The organism is Planosporangium thailandense (assembly GCF_011947195.1).
In the GTDB taxonomy this organism is placed as follows: domain Bacteria; phylum Actinomycetota; class Actinomycetes; order Mycobacteriales; family Micromonosporaceae; genus Planosporangium; species Planosporangium thailandense.
On record NZ_JAATVY010000016.1, the window covers coordinates 38,362 to 56,559 of the forward strand.

Annotated in this window: 18 protein-coding genes and 1 riboswitch; of the genes, 11 read left to right on the plus strand and 7 right to left on the minus strand. The window is 72.5% G+C overall.

Features of this window, described 5'->3' with window-relative positions; genetic code table 11:
* Positions 1-9: 9 nt before the first annotated feature.
* Positions 10-1,365: a CoA transferase gene (locus tag HC031_RS33985; protein ID WP_277349749.1), complete on the minus strand. Its 1,356-nt coding sequence runs from the start codon at positions 1,363-1,365 to the stop codon at positions 10-12.
* 70 nt (positions 1,366-1,435) lie between these two features.
* The gene (locus HC031_RS20660) at positions 1,436-1,813 is read right to left on the minus strand and encodes a MerR family DNA-binding transcriptional regulator (protein ID WP_167927019.1); all 378 of its coding nucleotides are present in this window, start codon (positions 1,811-1,813) and stop codon (positions 1,436-1,438) included.
* Positions 1,814-2,008: 195 nt separating this feature from the next.
* Between HC031_RS20660 and HC031_RS20665 the strand changes: the two genes are divergently transcribed.
* The 4 genes from HC031_RS20665 (at position 2,009) to HC031_RS20680 (ending at position 6,174) form a co-directional block, all read left to right on the plus strand.
* Positions 2,009-2,674, plus strand: a complete 666-nt coding sequence (locus HC031_RS20665; RefSeq protein ID WP_167927020.1) for an HAD-IA family hydrolase — start codon at positions 2,009-2,011, stop codon at positions 2,672-2,674.
* A 248-nt stretch (positions 2,675-2,922) separates the two neighbouring features.
* Positions 2,923-3,095: riboswitch (M-box (ykoK) riboswitch) on the plus strand.
* Between the two features lie 306 nt (positions 3,096-3,401).
* Positions 3,402-5,045: an NRAMP family divalent metal transporter gene (locus HC031_RS20670; protein WP_167927021.1), complete on the plus strand. Its 1,644-nt coding sequence runs from the start codon at positions 3,402-3,404 to the stop codon at positions 5,043-5,045.
* A 144-nt stretch (positions 5,046-5,189) separates the two neighbouring features.
* Positions 5,190-5,918, plus strand: coding sequence for an MgtC/SapB family protein (locus tag HC031_RS20675; protein ID WP_167927022.1), 729 nt, complete (start codon positions 5,190-5,192; stop codon positions 5,916-5,918).
* A gap of 34 nt (positions 5,919-5,952) precedes the next feature.
* Positions 5,953-6,174 carry a hypothetical protein gene (locus tag HC031_RS20680; protein WP_167927023.1) on the plus strand — a complete coding sequence of 74 codons (222 nt, stop codon included), beginning with the start codon at positions 5,953-5,955 and terminating at the stop codon, positions 6,172-6,174.
* A 36-nt stretch (positions 6,175-6,210) separates the two neighbouring features.
* On the opposite strand, the gene HC031_RS20685 is transcribed toward HC031_RS20680, so the two are convergent.
* Positions 6,211-7,221 carry a tyrosine-type recombinase/integrase gene (locus tag HC031_RS20685; RefSeq protein ID WP_167927024.1) on the minus strand — a complete coding sequence of 337 codons (1,011 nt, stop codon included), beginning with the start codon at positions 7,219-7,221 and terminating at the stop codon, positions 6,211-6,213.
* An 828-nt stretch (positions 7,222-8,049) separates the two neighbouring features.
* On the opposite strand from HC031_RS20685, the gene HC031_RS20690 reads away from it, so the two are divergent.
* The 6 genes from HC031_RS20690 to HC031_RS20715 all read left to right on the plus strand — a co-directional run bounded on the left by HC031_RS20690 (position 8,050) and on the right by HC031_RS20715 (position 13,958).
* Positions 8,050-8,544 carry a YciE/YciF ferroxidase family protein gene (locus HC031_RS20690; RefSeq protein WP_167927025.1) on the plus strand — a complete coding sequence of 165 codons (495 nt, stop codon included), beginning with the start codon at positions 8,050-8,052 and terminating at the stop codon, positions 8,542-8,544.
* A 170-nt stretch (positions 8,545-8,714) separates the two neighbouring features.
* Positions 8,715-9,485: a hypothetical protein gene (locus HC031_RS20695; RefSeq protein WP_167927026.1), complete on the plus strand. Its 771-nt coding sequence runs from the start codon at positions 8,715-8,717 to the stop codon at positions 9,483-9,485.
* Between the two features lie 202 nt (positions 9,486-9,687).
* Complete coding sequence (locus tag HC031_RS20700) at positions 9,688-10,020, plus strand: hypothetical protein (RefSeq protein WP_167927027.1); 333 nt, start codon at positions 9,688-9,690, stop codon at positions 10,018-10,020.
* 111 nt (positions 10,021-10,131) lie between these two features.
* Positions 10,132-11,697: a hypothetical protein gene (locus HC031_RS20705; RefSeq protein ID WP_205863014.1), complete on the plus strand. Its 1,566-nt coding sequence runs from the start codon at positions 10,132-10,134 to the stop codon at positions 11,695-11,697.
* Positions 11,698-11,820: 123 nt separating this feature from the next.
* Positions 11,821-12,606, plus strand: a complete 786-nt coding sequence (locus HC031_RS20710) for a glycerophosphodiester phosphodiesterase family protein (protein ID WP_167927028.1) — start codon at positions 11,821-11,823, stop codon at positions 12,604-12,606.
* Between the two features lie 8 nt (positions 12,607-12,614).
* Positions 12,615-13,958: an MFS transporter gene (locus tag HC031_RS20715; RefSeq protein WP_240942750.1), complete on the plus strand. Its 1,344-nt coding sequence runs from the start codon at positions 12,615-12,617 to the stop codon at positions 13,956-13,958.
* A 16-nt stretch (positions 13,959-13,974) separates the two neighbouring features.
* Here HC031_RS20715 and HC031_RS20720 read toward each other — a convergent pair whose 3' ends face one another.
* The 4 genes from HC031_RS20720 to HC031_RS20735 form a co-directional block, all read right to left on the minus strand.
* A complete protein-coding gene (locus HC031_RS20720; RefSeq protein ID WP_167927030.1) occupies positions 13,975-14,946 on the minus strand; it encodes a tyrosine-type recombinase/integrase in 972 nt (323 codons plus the stop codon).
* A gap of 64 nt (positions 14,947-15,010) precedes the next feature.
* Positions 15,011-15,484: a GNAT family N-acetyltransferase gene (locus tag HC031_RS20725; protein ID WP_167927125.1), complete on the minus strand. Its 474-nt coding sequence runs from the start codon at positions 15,482-15,484 to the stop codon at positions 15,011-15,013.
* Between the two features lie 102 nt (positions 15,485-15,586).
* Positions 15,587-16,615, minus strand: coding sequence for an NADPH:quinone reductase (locus HC031_RS20730; RefSeq protein WP_240942751.1), 1,029 nt, complete (start codon positions 16,613-16,615; stop codon positions 15,587-15,589).
* A 34-nt stretch (positions 16,616-16,649) separates the two neighbouring features.
* Positions 16,650-17,525 carry a hypothetical protein gene (locus tag HC031_RS20735; protein ID WP_167927031.1) on the minus strand — a complete coding sequence of 292 codons (876 nt, stop codon included), beginning with the start codon at positions 17,523-17,525 and terminating at the stop codon, positions 16,650-16,652.
* A 159-nt stretch (positions 17,526-17,684) separates the two neighbouring features.
* Here HC031_RS20735 and HC031_RS20740 point away from each other — a divergent pair, with 159 nt between their 5' ends.
* Positions 17,685-18,179 (plus strand): HNH endonuclease, encoded by a 495-nt coding sequence (locus HC031_RS20740; protein ID WP_167927032.1) that lies wholly within the window; start codon positions 17,685-17,687, stop codon positions 18,177-18,179.
* Positions 18,180-18,198 lie beyond the last annotated feature (19 nt).

Genomic DNA, 18,198 nt, shown 5'->3' on the forward strand with positions numbered 1-18,198 from the left:
CCGCGACCGTCACCAGGCGGCCGGATCCGCGCCCGGCCGGTGCGGGGGAGTGACCCACCCCGGCACGTACCCGTCCAGCGCGCCCGGCGGCCGCAGGTAGTCGAGCACGCCGAACGCACTGTCCATCCGCGACACCAGGTCCTGCGGGAAGGCCGGCTCGGCCGGCGGCTCCGCCGCGCCCACCCGGCCCAGCCCGTCCAGCCAGCGTGCCGTCCGGGCCAGCGACAACCGCGCGTGCCACGAACCACCCGACACGTGCCGCCGGCGCAGCCCCTCCATCGCGGCGAGAGCCGCCAGCCACCCCGTACCGTGGTCGAGCGTCTGCGCCGGCAACGCCACCGGCCGCCCCGCCGGCGACCAGGCGATCCCGGTCGCCAACTGCACGAGGCTGTCGAACCCGCGCCGCTGCCGCCACGGACCGACCTGCCCCCAGGCGCTGACCGACACGTACACCAGGCCCGGCCGCAGCGCCGCACACTCGGCCGGGCCGAACCCCAGCGCGTCCAGGGCCCCCGGCCGGAACGCCTGCACCAGCACGTCCGCGCCGCGGATCAGCGCACGCAGCGCCTCCCGCCCCGCCTCCGTACGCAGGTCCACATGAGTGAACCGCTTGCCGAACCCCGTGTCGACCACCAACGCCGGCACCAGCGCCAGGTGGTCCGCGCCCACCCGCAGCACGTCCGCGCCGTACGCGGCAAGGGTCCGCCCCGCCACCGGCCCCGCGATCACGCGCGTCAGGTCCAGCACCCGCACCCCGCCCAGCGGCCGGTCGGCCGCCGGCAGCGGCCTCGCCGGGCAATCGCCCACCCGTTCGAACTCCACCAGCGGCAGCCCGGCGACCGCGGTGCCCTGCGGGTGGGCCGCCCACTCGGCCGGGGTCCGCAGCGCCGCGGCGGCGCCACCCGCGGCCGCCACCGCCTCCTCGACCGCCGCCGCGGCCCGGCCGGCCACCGCCTCCGCCACCCGCGCGCGCTCCGCAGGCACGTCGAGCGCCCGCACGATCGCGTCCCGGTGGGCCGGATAGTTCGCGTGCAGACGCACCCACCCGTCAGCGGCCCGGTAGTCGCCCGACAGATCCGCCCACACCGGCGGCGCCTCGCCGTCGATACGCAGATACCGCTCGCTGCGGAACGCCAGCGCCGCATGCCGCACATCCACGTACGCCCGCGGCGCCGGCCCGCCACGGGCGTGCCACAGCCGCCCGGCCGTCAGCGTCGTCGCCGCCACGGCGGCCGCAGCCGCGGCGTCCACCTGGTACGCCGACGCCAGCACCGGCGCATCCCCGCTGATCTCCAGCGCGCCCGGACCGTCCGCGCCCAGACCACCCATGACGGCGGCCACCGCGTCGTTGATCACGTCTTTCATGCTCCGACCGTACGGCCGCCCGTCCCGGCCGCCGGGCAGCGTCCACCGTCACGTCAGTCACACCATCGCGTCACGCCTCGATCAGCTTGCGTCGCCGGAGATAGGCGTACAGGGCCGCGGCGGCGCGCAGCCGCGGCAGGCTCCGATCCCGGCCCGCCTCGGCGTGGCTGGCGTCGAGCACCGCCAGGACGGTGTCGAGGTCGCCGTCGTGGACGGCACGCATGATCTGACGGGTACGGGTCCAGCCGTGCCCGTCGGCCAGCCGGCGCGCCACCGTCAACGCCGCCGCATGGTCGTCGGTGAAGATGCGGTAGCCGCTCGCCGTGCGGGCCGTCGGCGGGAGGATGCCCAGCTCGACGTAGTTGCGCACCTGCTGGACCGAAATCCCGGCCGCCTGCGCCAGACCGGTCGCGCGCAGCCTGCCGTCGGGTCGGGGGATCGTCGTCACCCCGGCAGCGTAACGCCTCTATTTGCGACTTTCCGGGACATTCTGCCGCGAAACCCGGGGTTAGCCGCACCAAGTCTCAAACGTGCCAACCGAACGCCCGGGGGACTGCCCTCCGGCGAGCCGCGGCCGTGACGTCGACGTGGGTCGATCGACCCGCCCGCCCGGCGCGTCACGGTCCGACCTAGCATCGTCGGCGTGTACCGGGCGATACTGCTGGACCTATACGGCACCCTCGTGCACGACGACGACACACAGGTCGACGAAGCCGCCACCGTGGTCGCCGACCTGGCCGCGGTCACCCCCGACGTCGTCGCACAAGAGTGGTACACGCGTATCTGCGCCATGGCCGATGCCGCTCACGGTCCCGACTTCCGCCACCTGGCGGAACTGAACCTCAGCAGCCTCACCGACACCGCAGCCCACTTCGGGGTACGCGTCGACGCCCGCCAGATATGTCGACGGCAGATGGAGTTCTGGCGCCGCCCGCCACTGTTTCCCGACAGCCGTCCCTTCCTGGCCGCCGTCGACGTCCCGGTCTGCCTGGTTTCCGACGCCGATCGCGACGACCTGGAAGCCGTCCTGGCTCTCCACCAGATCACCGTGGACACCCTGGTGACCAGCGAGGACGCCCGGGCCTACAAACCGCGTCCCGAACCGTTCCAGTTGGCGTTGCAACGGCTGGGCCTGACCGCCGCCGACGTCATCCATGTCGGCGACTCCCCATCCTCGGACATCGCCGGAGCCAGCCAGGTGGGTATCGACACGGCCTTCGTCAGCCGCGACGGCCGCCGCCTACCGGCACACCTGGCCGCCACCCACACCGTCGACACGCTGACCGCCCTGTTACCAGCCCTTGGCTGACGCCTCACACGGCGACGACACCGGTTCCGCGGCTGCTGACCGCCGGCCGAACCCCGACCTATGCGGGCCGACCCCGCTGTGTTGGACACACCTCGCCCCGTACGGCCAGGTCAGGCTCGACATGACCAGCCGGCTGCCGCTCGGCACGACGTAAGCCGAGTCGAAGGTGCGGTGTCTCACCGCTCCCGCCTGCACCCGCGGTTGCGGGTGTGCGCGAGGGAGGGCTAGCCTTGTCTACGGTTTTGAAGAGGGCACCTCGTTCGGTGAGGCGTCTTCACGGACACAGGCCACTGATCCCACCCGTCGAGAGACGCTCCGGATCAGGACAGGTCTCCCCGGCCTAAGGGGTGACCCCAAGTGGCTTCCCCTGCGAGGGGATCACGCCGTGAAGTGCCAAAGCTCTGACGAGTTGGGGTGAACCGGCCGCATCGGCGGGCCGGTCCGCTCCTTGCCGAGTCGAGATGGGCGCGAGTTCATGCGCGTCCCGGCCGGAAGGAGGCGAGAGACATGGATTGCAGTAGTAGTCCGGGCCATAGACGGCCCGTTGTCCGCCTGTCCTCGTATTCTTCCGGCGCGCGGTAACCACCTCTCCTGCGCGGCGTCCGGCCGCGCCCACGTCCACGCCATGATCGTGGCCGGTTGACGGGCCCCTGTGCGTTCACGCAGGGGGAATGGTGGCTGCGTGCCTTCCAACACCTGGCCCCGCTAGGGGCGCTGGGAGGCCACCATGAGCGACACGATCCAGTTCCAGGCGCCGGCGCCGCGCGCGACCGCGGTGCTCGACGAGGCGCACCTCGGCGACATCCACGGCGCGCTTGGCACCATCCGCCTGGGCGACACCGCAGCCCGCAACGGACTGTCGGCGAAACTGAAGACACTGCTGGCGATCATCGGCCCCGGGCTGATCGTGATGGTCGGCGACAACGACGCGGGCGCCTTCGCCACCTACGGGCAGGCCGGGCAGGACTACGGCACCCGGCTGCTGTGGACGCTGCTGCTGCTCGTACCCGTGCTGTATGTCAACCAGGAGATGGTGCTGCGGCTCGGCGCCGTGACCGGGGTCGGGCACGCCCGGCTGATCCTGGAGCGGTTCGGCACGTTCTGGGGCGCGTTCAGCGTGATCGACCTGTTCCTGCTCAACGCCCTGACACTGGTGACGGAGTTCATCGGGATCACCCTGGCCAGCGGCTACCTGGGCCTGCCGAAGGTCGCCTCCGTCGTGCTGGCCGCCGTGATCATCGTCGCGTCGGCGTTCACCGGATCGTTCCGCCGCTTCGAACGGGTGGCCATCACGCTGTGCGCGGCGTCGCTGCTGCTGGTGCCGATCTACGTCATGGTCCACCCCGCGGCCTCCCGGATGGCCCGTGACTTCGTCGTGCCGTCCCTGCCCGGCGGATCCGGTCAGCTGGCCACGGTGATGCTGCTGGTCATCGGCATCGTGGGCACGACGGTGGCACCCTGGCAGCTGTTCTTCCAGCAGTCGTACGTGATCGACAAGCGGATCACCCCGTGGTTCATGCGCTACGAGAAGGCCGACCTGTGGCTCGGCATCGTCGTGGTCGTCGTCGGGGCGGCCGCGATGATGGGCTTCACCGCGGCGGCCTTCGCCGGCACGCACGGGTTCGCCCACTTCACCGACGCCGCCGGAATCGCCGCCGGGCTGCAGGCCAAGGCCGGCACGGTGGCCGGGGTGCTGTTCGCGATCGCGCTGCTCGACGCCTCGATCATTGGCGCGTTCGCGGTCTCGCTGTCCACCGCGTACGCCATCGGCGACGTGCTCGGTCTCAAGCACTCCCTGCACCGTGGCGTGTCCGGAGCCAAGGGCTTCTACGCCGTCTACGCCGGACTCGTCGCCGCGGCGGCCGCCATCGTGCTCCTGCCCGGCTCCCCGCTCGGCCTGCTCACCGAGGGCGTGCAGACCCTCGCCGGGGTGCTGCTGCCCTCTGCGTCGGTGTTCCTGCTGCTGCTGTGCAACGACCGGGCCGTGCTCGGCCCGTGGGTGAACGGGCCACGCACCAACGCCTTCACCGCCGCCGTGATCGGGGTCCTGGTCACCCTGTCGGTAATCCTGACCGCCGCCGTGCTGTTCCCCAACATCTCGGCGACCGCCATCCTGCAGATCATGGCCGCCTGCGGGGTCGCCGGGGTGATCGTCGCCGGGTACGCGTTCACCCGCCGCCGCTCCGGCACCGTCGAAGACCCGATCGACCGCACCGGGCGCGACACCTGGCGGATGCCCCCGCTGGAGACGCTGACCAAGCCGGTCATGTCGACCTCCTACAAGATCGGCATGGGCGCGCTGCGCACCTACCTGGTCATCGCGACGGTTCTGGTGATCATCAAGATCGTCCAGGTGGCGCTCGGCCGCTGACCACTCCCGGGGGCGCCGAAACTCCGGGAACGGCCCGACGATCCCCAGACCAGGCACGCCGCCAGCAAGCCAGTCGCCGCACGCCGGAAAGCCGCGCATTCTTGTCCAAACCGCTGCCGCACTGCCGCCCGAAGGAGGTGCCCCGTGCACGCACTGACCACCCTCGAGTTCCTGACCCGGCTGGCCACAGGCGTGGCCTGTGGTGCCCTCATCGGCATTGAGCGGCAGTGGCGCGCCCGCATGGCGGGCCTGCGCACCAACGCCCTCGTCGCCACGGGCGCCACGCTGTTCGTGCTGTACAGCGTGGCGACCAGCGACCCGGCCAGCCCCACCCGGGTCGCCTCCTACGTCGTGTCCGGCATCGGCTTCCTCGGCGGCGGCGTCATCCTGCGCGACCGCGGCGGGGTCCGCGGGCTCAACACCGCCGCCACCCTGTGGTGCTCCGCGGCCGTCGGCGTGCTGTCGGCCACCGGCAAGACCACGTTCGCCCTCCTCGGCACCGCCACCGTCCTCGCCGTTCACCTCGTCCTGCGCCCCGCCGGACGCCTGCTCGACCGCGCACCGTCGGCCGGCTCCGACCCGGACACCACCCAGGCCGCCACCATCCACCTGGTCTGCGAACGCGGCGACGAGCCGCACATCCGCGCCCTGCTCCTGCAGTCGCTGGCAGCCAGCGGCCTGACCCCAACCGGTCTGCGCGCACAGCGCGGGCAGACCGAAGCCGTCAGCCTGCGTGCCACCGTCACCGTCAGCGGCGACACCGCCCAAGCCCTGGAGCCCGCCATCGCCCGCCTGTCCCTGGAACCCGGCATCCAGGACCTGCACTGGCGCCTCGACGAAGACGACACCGTACGCGAGCCCGTTCCCGTCTGACCGGCCCTCGCGCACCGCCAGATAGGCTAAGCACATGACGGCCCTGCCGATCGCCTACGGCGTGCCGTGCACACACAAGTGCGGGCCAGCCTGGCACGGGCTGATCTACCTCGCGGTCCTTGCCGCGGTCGTGCTCGTGGTCATCGCCCGCGCCGGGTACTTCGGCCAACTACGCCATCGCATTCGCCACGTGGGACACAGTCCTCACCGCAACAAGCACCATCCGTCAACGGGCGCCGGCCGGCGGCACCACTGACCAGTACGGCCAACCGATCACCCCAGCCCGCGTCCGTCACGCCTCGTCCGCCGGGGCCTGCGCACCACCCAGCAACGTCCCCAACGCCCGGTTGGTGCGGTTGGCGCGCACCGCCGCCCGCTGCTGACCCGCCGTCACGTCGATGTAGTTCTGGCTCGTCGCCAGGCTCGCGTGCCCCAGCAGCCACATGATCTCCGACGCCGTCGCCCCGTCCTCGGCCAACCGGGTCGCGAACGTGTGCCGCAACGCGTGCAACTGCGCACCCCGCGGCACCCGGTCGGTGATCCCGGCCCGCCGGTAACACGACTCCACCAGGTACTGCAGCCCACCGCGGCGCAACGGCTCACCGTGCCGGTCGACCAGCAGCGCCGAGTCCGTCCGCACCGTATGGGCGCCGAACCGCCGCCGCCGGCTGTCCAGATAGCGCTCCAGCACCGCATCCAGCTCGGGCTCGACCGGCACCACCCGAGGCCGACCACCCTTACCGGCAACCTCCACCCGGCGCTCCCGCGGCCGGCCGGTGAACGAACCCACCCGCAGCGCCAGCAGCTCCGACAGCCGCAGCCCCGCGCACAACGCCAACGCCAGCACCGCCACGTCGCGCTCCGGCCACGGATGGCGCTGACGCCGGTCGTCGCGCGCCACCGCCGTCAACAACCGCTCCGGAGTGTCCTCACCACGCAGCGGCTTCGGCAGGGGGACAGGGGCGCTCGGCCGGTCCACCGCCGACATCGGATTCCCGGCCACGACACCGTCAGCCACCAGAAACGTGAAGAAGTTGTTCCACGTCGACCAGGCACGGTAGACCGAGGCGGGGGCGCGGGGAGTGGCGAACGTCGCGAAGGCGGTGCGCAGCGCCCGGGTCGTGAGCGCGGAGATCGGCAGCGTGGCGAGGGGGAGGGGAGCGGCCTCCGCGACCAGCCCGGCGACGGCCACCAGATCACGCCGGTACGCCTGAAGGGTGTGCGGAGAGGGTTTACGCGCCGCGCGGGCGGCCAGAAACTCTTCGATCAGCGCCAGAACGCGTTCGTCCTCTTTGTCCTGCATAAGGAATATTATGCATGATTTACCGGTACTCGTCGATGGACGGGAAGAGGGGTTGCCCGACGGTCGGACCGGCGCTTGCGACGCGCCTCTCGCGTCCGCCTCGAGAAGCGTCCGCGTCGACGAGCGGGCACGCTGGCACAACGGGGCGCGCGACGGAGCGTCGACGAAGGTCGGGTGCGGCGACGGTTCAGCGCCGATAGACGAATCCGGGGGCTGCGGACGCTGTCTGTGCGGGCCGCCACAGGGCGCCGCGTCACGAGCATCCGGCGTGCCGTGTCCGTGGCGCGCGTGGGCCATTTCTCCTGTGTGTCGTGCCGACGTCACGAGGGGCCGGGGTGCCCCAGGGAAGCCCCTCTCCGAGCCTTCACCCACTCAGCTTGACATAATGTGCATTATCGACCAACTATTACCGTCCTGGATCCGCACTCGTCAAGGGCCTGTCTCCGCCCCGCGACAGACCGGAGCTTTCGTGCGGTACGTCGTACCGATGCCGACGGTCGCGTCGCGTCACGCGCGTACGGTCGGCATCCGCTCGCTGACGTCGGCGCTGGACGCGCGTTACCGTGGCGCACCGCCGGGACGCCCGGCGCGCCGGCACCCAAGTCGGCCGTCGGCGTGATCGCTTGTGGATCGGCTGGCCGGGTCCGTCGTCACCGACCGGCATGCCCGGCTTTCGTGGTGGGTCTCCCCCATGTGGCCACGCCTTCGCGACACTATATCGAATTTGTCCTATATGGGCGGTTTCGCGGTGAGGTGTGGGACTAGGTGACGTCGGCAGGGGTAGTCGGCCCGAGGTCCGCTCCACTCGACGTGATCAGGAGGAGCCTGATGGCAATCAGCAATCCCAAGGACCTGTTGCTCTACGAGATGTCCGGCGTGCTCGACGCGGAGAAGAAGACCGCCGCGTGGAAGGGCGAGATCGCCGGCCAGATCCGGAACGGAAACGTGCAGCAGATGTTCCGTGCGGAGCAGCAGGAGGGTCAGCAGAGGATCAAGAACCTGGAGTCGTGTTTCCAGGCTCTCGGTGGCCGGCCCAGTGACGTTCCCTGTCTGATGGTCGACGGGGTGCGGGCGGAGGCTCAGCAGTTCATGAGCCAGCAGCCCTCACCGGAGTGCCTCGAGATGTTCGCCGTGGGCACCATGATGAAGCTCTCGGCGTACGGGAGTGGCGCCTACGCCGGCCTGGTCGACAAGGCCACCTCCATGGGACAGACGCAGTGTGCCCAGATCCTGGCGAGCAACCTGGTCATGAAGGAAGAGAGCGTCGGCCGGCTGAAGCGGATCAGCCACGAGATGAACCAGCGGGTGATGGCCACCGCTTAGCGGCCGGGGACTACGTGAACGTTCTGGTCGGCGGTGTCGGCGCAGCGGGTGCCGGTGCCGTCGACCTTCGCGTGCCGGTGGGAGCTGACGTACGGAAGGGCGTCGCGCCGATCTGCCGGACCCTGCTGCTAGAACATATGTACCGAAGGCATGTGGGGAAGGGTTCGACCATGGCCGTACGCAACAATGCCCGTGGGCTGTCGCCGGAGGAGTTGGCGCACATCCGCGGCGCCCTTGCCGCGGGTCGGCGGCCCAAGGTGATCTTCACTCAGGCTGCCGGGCAGATCGCCGGCCAGCACGGCCAGGTCGTGGAGCTGGGCGACCCGGAGCGCAGCGAGGAGTGGGTGGTGGTCCGGTTCGGGCGTGACGAGCTGCCGTTCTCCCCCACGGATCTGGCGATGGCGCCCAAGGGCGCGGCGCCACGGCGGGCTGCGAAGGTGACGAGCCGGTCGCCGGCAACGGCGCCCGTCGCGCCCGGTGCGCCGTTGCTGCCACCAGCGGAGCCTTCGGTGGCCAAGCCTGCCGCTGCTCCCCCGCCGGTCGCGGCTGCCGCGCCGGCCGGTGGGGACCGGACGGCCCAGGCTGCGGGTAGGTCGGCGGCTGAGGGTGGTGCGCGGCCCGGCCGGCCGGCGGCGAAGGCGGCGGCTCGCAAGGCCGGTCGTGGTAGGCAGCCGTCGGCGCTGACGGTCACGGTGACCTATGCCGACGGCGAGTGGACGGTCGCCGCGCATCAGGGCGGCAAGGTGCTCGCCAAGCCCTATCTGATCAAGGCGGCGGAGGCGCTGAAGATGGTGGGGATGCTCGACGTTCCGGGGGTTCAGGAGGCCGTCGAGGAGATCGTGGCGGCGGACCGGGCCGAGGCGGAAGCCACGGCGGAGCGGCTGCGCGCGGAGTTGGCGGAGGTCGAGGCGCGTCTGGCGGAGCTTCGCGGCACGTCCTGACCGGGCGGTTGGCGCCGACGTGCTCCCTGGGGGGCGACCTACCCACGCGACAAAGTCACTCGGATTAAGCGCTTCCTTAGCTTTCGCTTTAAATCGGATTTTGCCCCTCCCGCCCGAATTGGCCGCCCCGCATCCTGGGATGGAACGTGATTGCAACTTCCATTCTGAGACTTCCGCATGCTGCGGTCGGTGAGGCGGGCCTGTGACGAACGTCAGTCGGTGGGTGTCCGTGTTCTGCGGCGCCGCTGCCGCCCTGGCGCTGTCCACCTGGGGTACACACATGGCGCTCGCCGCCCTGCTCGGCGATTCCGCCGGCCCGGCGCCGGGAGGCGGGCGCGGATGCGCGGTGGTGACCGCCTGCCCGCCGTACCGCTACCTCGACGACCGCCCGCCGGCACCGGAGTCGGGACAGTTCCCGGACACCTGGTTGCCGGTCGCGCCGCCCGCACCCGCGCCCACCGGGCAGCCGGACTCCCCCAGCGCCGGCGCCTCCCCCACGGCCGCCCCCGCTGGCGGCGGGCCCACCCACCGGTGACCGCGGCAAACGATCCACAGGAAAGGTCAGCGCCAGTCCATGCATAACCAGCGGTACGAATCGCCAGGCCGGGACGCCGCGCGACGAGGTGTACGCCGCCAACCACGACGTGTGCTCGTCGTCGCGGTCAGCCTGCTCGTCCCCCTCGCGCTGATGGTCGGGGGTCGGATGGCGCTCGCCGCCCAGAACAACTCCGACCAGGCCAACCCCAACTGCACGTTGATCGTGCCGCCCCAGCCTCTCAGCGCTGCAGGCCTGGCCACGCCGTACCGGCTCGTGGCCACCAACCCCCGTCAGGGCCCCTGCCGTGAGGCCAACGCCAACCAGGCGGCGTTCGTGCAGGGCACGGTGCTCGACCCGGCCACGGGCAAGCTGTCGGTGTACAACCCGCTCGTCGTCGACGACCGCCAGCGCCCCGCCGCGACGCCGGTCACGCCGACGCTGCCGGCCGGCGCGGTCGTCGGCCTGTGGTTCGGCTTCAACGGCACCAACCTGACCCTGCGCGACACCAACGGAAGCCTGAAGGCGGGTCACTGCGTCAACGGCCTGGGCACCTCGGTGTTCGGCGAGTACGCCTACTGCAACGCGCCGGAGTTCTTCCGGGCCGCGAACGACGCCATCGCGGCCGGCAAGCTCGTCGTGCCGCCGCTGGGCACCGCCGCCGATGGGCAGGCCTGTCCGAGCACCCGCGACTTCAGCGCGGTCGACCAGGACCAGAGCGACAACGTCACCGCCACGTACCTGGTCGTGGGCAACACGGCGGCGCAGAACACCGCCGCCAACCGGGCCCGGCTGGGTGGCCGCGGCAAGGTCCAGGTCAACGCCAGCGACAACCTGCTGGTCGACCAGTTCATCGACAAAGCTCTCGGCTGTACCCCGTTCACGGCCCCCGACCTGGCCGACAACAACACGATGGTCACGTCGCTGGCGCTCAACGAGTTGCAGGCGGCGGCCGGGCAGGGCGCGCCGGTCGCCCTGGTGCCGCCGAACGACCCCATGGTCCTGGTCAACAACAGGACCAGCCTGGCGAAGGTGAACCTGTACCGCGCGGGCGTGGACATGCCGCCGCTCGACCAGGCGGGAAACCTCGCGACCACGTACTGCCAGAACATGATCGACATTCAGCAGAAGCGGCTGCAGGCCGACCGGGGCCTGTTCAGCCGGGTGACCTCACCGGACCCGGCGGCCGCCAACAATTTGTTCAGCTTCCTGGCCAACCGGCTCGACACCTCGTTCGCCAACCTCGGCTGCCGCAACCTGCTGCGGATGAACAGCCCGGTGACGCTGATCCAGCGCAACGGCGTCGTGGTCGACGCCCTCTTCTTCGGCCAGGGCAGGACGGTCACCGCGAAGCCGACCACCGGCGGCGGGACCGGCACCTCCGGCCGGGGCCGCGCCGGCGCGAGCGCCACGGCGAGCCCGACCCGCGCCGGGGCGGCCGGCGCCGCCACGGTCGCGCCGAGCACCCCGTCGGGCGCGAGCGGCATGCCGACCGGCCCGAGCCGCCGATCGACCCGCCCGACCGGCGTTCCGGCGCCCAGCGCCCCGGCCGGGTCGCCGCCGGCGGGTACGTCCGCCAGCAGCACGCCGTCCCCCGCCCCCACCCGCGCGCCGGTCCTGCGGCCCGACCCCAACACCGCCGGCGACGGCACGAACGCCAAGCACGGCACGTTCTAGCCGCCCGTTCGCCCCGACGGTGGGGGCCGCGCCCGGTGCGTGGCCCCCACCGTCGTCCGGTGCGGCGCCGGTCCCGCACACCGGGGCTCGGCGCCGGTGCGCGGGACCGGCACAATGCACACCATGGCTGGGCACCCGCACCCGCACCCGTACCTGGACGCGCCGACCCCGCTGGCGTTCGCGCACCGCGGCGGGGCGGCCGGCGGCGACGAGAACACCGTCGCCGCGTTCGCCCGTTGCGTCGCGCTCGGGTACCGGTACGTCGAGACGGACGTGCACGCCACCCGCGACGGTGTGGCCGTGGTGTTCCACGACCCGACGCTCGCACGGATGACCGGCGACCGGCGGCGGGTCGCCGACGTGCGCTGGGCGGACCTGGCGGCGCTGCGCATCGCCGGCGAATCGGCGGTGCCGCGCCTCGACGACCTGCTCGACTCGTGGCCACAGGTACGGTTCAACATCGACGTCAAGTCCGACCAGGCGCTCGGACCGGCCCTGGAGGTGATCCGCCGCGGCGACGCGCACGACCGGGTGCTGCTCGCGTCGTTCTCCGACGCCCGGCTGCGGCGCATCCGCCGCGAGCTGGGGCCGGCGGTCGCCACGTCGATGGGTACCCGGGAGGTCGCACGGCTGTGGGCGGGCGCCCGGCTGGGCCGGCTGCGGCGGCTGCCCGCCGGTGTGGTGGCCGCCCAGGTTCCGGTGAGCCAGAACGGCATCCGGGTGGTCACACCGCGGTTCCTGGCGCACGCGCACCGGCTCGGCCTGCAGGTCCATGTGTGGACGGTCGACGATCCCGTCCGGATTCACGAGTTACTCGACCTGGGCGTGGATGGCATCATGACCGATCGCATCGAGGTGCTGCGCGAGGTGTACAGCGCCCGCGGGCTGTGGCCCGCCGAGACGAGATGAGGACGCCGATGGTCGCCGACGCAGGCGTGCGCCAGGAGCCGAGCACGCGCCGCGAACGCGTCGGCTGGTACTTCTACGACTGGGCCAACTCGGCGTTCCCGACCACCGTGCTGACGGTGTTCCTCGGCCCGTACCTGGGCTCGGTGGCGGAAGCCGCCGCCGACGGGCACGGCCGGGTGTACCCGCTGGGCATACCCGTCGCCGCCGGGTCGCTGTTCGCCTACACCGTGTCGTTGTCGGTGCTGCTGCAGGTGTTCGTGCTGCCGACGATCGGAGCGATCGCCGACCGTAGCTCGCGCAAGAAGGAGCTGCTGGCGCTGCTGGCGTACCTCGGGGCGGCGGCCACGGTGGCGATGATGTTCGTGACCGGCGGCCGGTACCTGCTGGGCGCGGTGCTGTTCCTGGTCGCCAACGTCGCGTTCGGCGCCAGCAACGTCGTGTACTACTCGTTCCTGCCGCAGCTGGCCGGCCCCGACGACCGCGACCGGGTCTCCAGCGTCGGCTGGGCGATCGGTTACATCGGTGGTGGTCTGCTGCTCGCGCTGAACCTGGCCGCCCTCACCATCGATCCGGGCGGTGCGGGCAAGGCCACGATCGCGCGGTGGAGCATCGTGTCGGCCGGCCTGTGGTGGGCGGGGTTCACGACGTTGCCGTTGATGCGGCTGCGTAACCGGCCGGCCGTGGCCGGTGAGGCCCGCGGTCCGGTGGTCATCGACGGGTTCCGGCAGCTGTGGCACACGCTGCGCGAGCTGAGGGCGTTCCCACTGACGCTGTTCTTCCTGGCCACTTACCTGATCTACAACGACGGCATCCAGACGGTCATCGCGATGGCCAGCGTGTACGCCGACAAGCAGCTCAAGCTCAGCCAGAACGTCCAGGTCTCGACGGTTCTGCTGGTGCAGTTCCTGGCGTTCGCCGGGGCCCTGGCGCTGGGCCGGCTGGCTCGCCGGTTCGGCGCGCGCAAGACGATCCTCGCCAGCCTGGTGCTGTGGACGGGGGTGCTCGTCGCGGCGTACGGGCTGCCGGCCCACCGTCCGCTGGCGTTCGTGGCGATGGCCGTCCCGCTGGGTATCGTGCTCGGCGGCAGCCAGGCGCTGAGCCGGTCGCTGTTCAGCCAGCTCATCCCGAACGGCAAAGAGGCCGAGTACTTCGGCATCTACGAGATCTCCGACAAGGGCACCAGTTGGCTCGGCCCGCTGCTGTTCGGGCTGGCCTACCAGCTGACCGGCAGCTACCGGGCGGCGATCGTGTCCCTGGTGGTGTTCTTCGTGGTCGGGTTCGCCGGGCTCGCCGCGGTGCCGGTGCGGCGGGCCATCGTCGCCGCCGGCAACACGCCGCCGCGGGTACTGTGACCGGCCGTCCGGCCGATCAGCCGCGCCGGGACCGGGCGGCCGAGATCACGAATGTCGGGTCGCGGTCGAGGTTGTGCCGGTCGCGGTCGTAGCGGCGGGTCGTGCGCGGGTCGGCGTGGCCCATCGCGTCCTGGACGTCTTCGAGCGGCACGCCCTCGCCGCGGGCGATGGTGGCGAAGGCGTGGCGCAGCGAGTGCGGTGACACGTCGGCCCACGCGGGGATCCCGGCTTCCCGGGCGAGCCGCCGGACCAGCCGGAACACCGCGTGCCGGTCGACGCGGGCGCCGGAGGCGGTGACGAACAGCGGCCCGTCGGGTGGGCCGGGGCGCACGGCGAGGTAGGCGTCGAGCACCGCGGCGGTGGCCGGGGCGAGGGCCCGCCGGCGGGGCTTGCCGCCCTTTCCGACGAACCGCACGGTGCGGTGGCCGCGTTCGACGCCGAGATCGGTGACGTCCAGGCCGGTCAGCTCGCCGACACGCAAGCCCAGGTCGGCCAGCAGGGTGATCATCGCGCGGTGCCGGGCGGCCTGCGGCCCGCCCTCCGCGTCGGCCGCGGCCAGCAGGGCGTCGACCTCGGCGGCGGTGAGCCCGACCGTCGGCGAGTGGTCGCGGTCGACGCGGGGCCGGTCGGCGCCGGAGACCGGGTTGGTGTCGACGGCGCGCAGCCGGACCAGGAAGTCGTACCAGCTCGACAGGCCCGACAGCCGCCGGGCGATCGTCGTCGCCGCGGGCGGACGCCCCGACCGTGCATCCACTGTGGACTCCAGTTCGCGGGCGTACTCGTTGACGTGCAGGAACGACGCGGCGAGCGGATCGACGCTCCGGCGGGCGCACCACTGCAGCCACGCGTCGACGTCACGCTGGTAGGCCGCGCGGGTGTGCGCGGACAGCCGCCGGTTGCGCAGCCAGGCGCCGGTGACGTCGACCAGGCTGTCGGTGGGCGCGAGGGCGGCGCCGGTGGGCGGCACGGCACGGATCGGCAGGCTCATCGGTACGCCGAATCCTACTGATCGACCCGCCCGGGGCGGCGCATCCGCCCGGGTCGTCGGCGCGTCACACGACGAGAGGGCTGCGCCGCTCGACGAGCAGCACGTCCCGCCAGCGGCCGTGCTGGCGGCCGAGGCGTTCCCGGGTGCCGACGACCCGGAACCCGAGCGCCGTGTGCGCGGCCAGGCTCGCCGTGTTCTCCGGGAAGATCGCCGACTGGATGGTCCAGATCCCGGCGGTCTCGGTGGATGCGATCAGCGCGTGCAGCAGCGCCTTGCCCAGGCCCATGCCGCGGGCGTCGGGGTGGACGTACACCGAGTGCTCCACCACTCCCGCGTAGACGGCGCGCTGCGACACCCGGGTGCAGGCGACCCAGCCGACCACCCGGCCGGCGGCGTCGACGGCGACGTGGCGGTGGCCGGGCAGCCGGGTCGCGGCGAACCGTTCCCAGGTCGGTGGCTCGGTTTCGAAGGTAGCCTCGCCGCCGTCGATGCCGAGGCGGTAGATGTCGAGCACCGCGTCGGCGTGATTGTCCTGCATGGGCACGATCCGGGGCGGTTCACTGCGTGGCACGTGCCCACTGTAGGGGGCGCGGACGCACCGCCCGGCGGCCGCACCAGCGCCTCGACGAGGTGCCGCACCTCAACGGCTGGTGACGGCCGGCTCCTCGGCAGGGCACAGGACGAGCCGCTGGCCGTGCGCCGCGCCGTCCTCGACCAGCCGGTGGGCCTTGGCGGCGGCGGACAGGGGCAGGGTCTGCACCGTGGTGGGGGTGAGCGCGCCGGTGGCGAGCAGCTGGTTGATGCGCGCGGCCGCCGCGGCGAGGTCGCCGGTGGACGTGTTGCTGATGGCGAAGCCGACGATCGAGGCGTCGCGGGTGTACAGATCGCCGACCGGCAGGGGTGGGGTGGCGTCCCGCCCGGCGATCAACACGATGCGGCCGCGCGGCGCCAGCAGACCGACGGCCGCGGTGAGATCGTTGTGGCCGGACGTGTCGATGTGGACGTCGACGCCGTGCGGCGCGTGGAGGCGCAGCCGCTCGGTGAGGTCGGCCGCGCGGTAGTCGACGACGGCGGCCGCGCCCCGGGCCCGGCACCGCTCGTGGTCGTCGTCGCGGGCGCTGGCGACGACCCGGGCACCGGCGCGCGCGGCCAGCTCGATCAGCGCGGTGCCGACATTTCCCCCGCCGCCGGCGACGTACACGGTCTCGCCCGGCTGCAGCCGGGCGTGGCGGAACAGCGCCAGGTAGGCGGTCGCCGCCGGGTGCAGCACGGCCACCGCGTCGACCGGGTCCACCCCGGCCGGCAGCGGGTAGAGCCGGTCGGCCGCCACCACGGCGTACTCGGCGGCGGCGCCCTGACGGCCGGCGTGCCCCAGGCTGTTGCACCACACCCGGTCGCCGGGCGCGAACCCGGACACGCCGGACCCGCCGGCGACGACGACGCCGACGAGGTCACGGCCGACGATGAACGGCGCCGGCATCGGGGTGCGGTAGGTGCCGGACCGCACGAACGTGTCGACCGGGTTCACCGCCACGGCGAGCACCTTGACCAGCACGTCGGTGGGGCCGGGCGTCGGCACCGGCAGCAGCCCGTACCGGATCTCCTCGGCCGGCCCGGGCCCGGTCACGTACGCGGCCATCATCCGATCCGGTAGCCCCGCCACGGTCATCGCACCCTCCCAGCCGGCGATCGTCGCACCCGCGTCAGGCCGTCATCCGCTCGTGCCGGCCGTACCGCTGATTGATCATCCTCCCGGCTGCGCTGTTGGCCGGCGGGGTGGTGCGGGCCAGGTGCAGCAGCGTGTCCAGGTTGACCACCACGTCGCCGCTGACCGACGCCCGGTCCATGATCCCGGCGCAGGCCGCCTCGCGGTAGCCGGCGTCAGTGTGGCCGGCCCGTTCCAGGACGGCCAGCACCTCCTGTCGGGCGTCGGCGAGGCTGCCCTGCCGGCGCGGGCCGACCACCCGGGGACTCGCGGCGCGGATGGCCTGCGCCGGCGTAACCCTGGCCGGGGCCGGCGGCACGGGCCCGGACCTGGTCGGGGCCGCGGGCGCCGAGCGGGGCGTTGCGGGCCCGGCCGGGGCCGTTGCCTCGTCGGCGGCGTCGCCGGCCGGGCCCAGGTCGACGACGTGCTTGGCGCACCGGTACTTCTTGTTGGGGTCGGCGCGGCTCTCCATGTGCTTGTAGACGGCGACCCGGTGGCCGACGAGGGTCCTGGCCGTCTCCCACAGGGTGCGCCCGGCCGGGCTGTCGGTGCGGTCGCTGCGGATGCTCTCCTCCACCGTCTCGCCGTCCTTGACGACGTCGAGGGTGAGCATGGCGCGCGTCGTCGACGGCTCGATCTCGACGGCGGTGAGCACCCCGACGAACACCTGGGAGCTCATCAGCTCGGTCAGCCGGCGGGTCAGCTCGCCCCGGGGGCCGCTTTCGATCCACAGGTCGACCGCGAGCGCCCGGACCCGCTCCAGGTACTGGCCCTGGGACTCGCCGTCGCGCCGCGCCCCGGCGGCGTGGACGGCCACCGGCAGCAGCCGCAGGGCGAGGTCGGCCGCGTCCCGCGCGGTCTGTTCGGGTGACATGGTGGCTCCAATCCACGCCAGTTGGAACTGGTGTACGAATCCCAGTAGACCGTAGGGGTATGACAATTCGCGCCGCGCGGTGGTCCGGGTGTGCGTGCGGGCCGGCCGGGTTGTACCAGTTTGTGCCTTACGCCAGGCGGGTTCGGATAGCCTGAGGGCGTGCTGGCCGACATCACGGGCCTGTCCCGGCACTTCACCCCGGACAGCCTGCGCGCCCACCTCCTGGAGCGCGCCACCCGCACCCCGGACGGGTGCCTGATCGTCCACGGCTACGGCGCACGGCGCGGCACCTACCAGAAGGTCGCCGGGCGGGCCTGGGCGCACATCGCCGCGTACGTGGTGTTCGTCGGCGGATACGACCCCGCTCTCGACATCGACCACACCTGCGGGGTGAAGGACTGCATCGAGCCGACGCATCTGCGGCAGGTGACCCACGCCGAGCGCTGCCGTGACCGCCGGCAGCGGCCGTACTGCCGCAACGGCCACGTTCGCGAGTTCGACGAGACGACCGGCCGGTACCGGCGCGGCTGCCGCGCGTGCAATCGGGAGGCACAGCGGCGCTGGCGGCAGCGGCAGGCCGCCGAGGTCGCGCACGCCCGCGCCACCGCAGGCTGGCGACGAGGGGCCGACGTACCGCCTACCGGCACCCCCTGACGCTACGGCGAACTGCACA

Bases quoted from the DNA above. Each gene is read 5' to 3' on its own strand.
- HC031_RS33985 (WP_277349749.1), bottom strand. From the start codon at position 1,365: ATGAAAGACGTGATCAACGACGCGGTGGCCGCCGTCATGGGTGGTCTG.
- HC031_RS20670 (WP_167927021.1), top strand. From the start codon at position 3,402: ATGAGCGACACGATCCAGTTCCAGGCGCCGGCGCCGCGCGCGACCGCG.
- HC031_RS20680 (WP_167927023.1), top strand. From the start codon at position 5,953: ATGACGGCCCTGCCGATCGCCTACGGCGTGCCGTGCACACACAAGTGC.
- HC031_RS20685 (WP_167927024.1), bottom strand. From the start codon at position 7,221: ATGCAGGACAAAGAGGACGAACGCGTTCTGGCGCTGATCGAAGAGTTT.
- HC031_RS20690 (WP_167927025.1), top strand. From the start codon at position 8,050: ATGGCAATCAGCAATCCCAAGGACCTGTTGCTCTACGAGATGTCCGGC.
- HC031_RS20695 (WP_167927026.1), top strand. From the start codon at position 8,715: ATGGCCGTACGCAACAATGCCCGTGGGCTGTCGCCGGAGGAGTTGGCG.
- HC031_RS20710 (WP_167927028.1), top strand. From the start codon at position 11,821: ATGGCTGGGCACCCGCACCCGCACCCGTACCTGGACGCGCCGACCCCG.
- HC031_RS20715 (WP_240942750.1), top strand. From the start codon at position 12,615: ATGGTCGCCGACGCAGGCGTGCGCCAGGAGCCGAGCACGCGCCGCGAA.
- HC031_RS20720 (WP_167927030.1), bottom strand. From the start codon at position 14,946: ATGAGCCTGCCGATCCGTGCCGTGCCGCCCACCGGCGCCGCCCTCGCG.
- HC031_RS20725 (WP_167927125.1), bottom strand. From the start codon at position 15,484: ATGCAGGACAATCACGCCGACGCGGTGCTCGACATCTACCGCCTCGGC.
- HC031_RS20730 (WP_240942751.1), bottom strand. From the start codon at position 16,615: ATGACCGTGGCGGGGCTACCGGATCGGATGATGGCCGCGTACGTGACC.
- HC031_RS20735 (WP_167927031.1), bottom strand. From the start codon at position 17,525: ATGTCACCCGAACAGACCGCGCGGGACGCGGCCGACCTCGCCCTGCGG.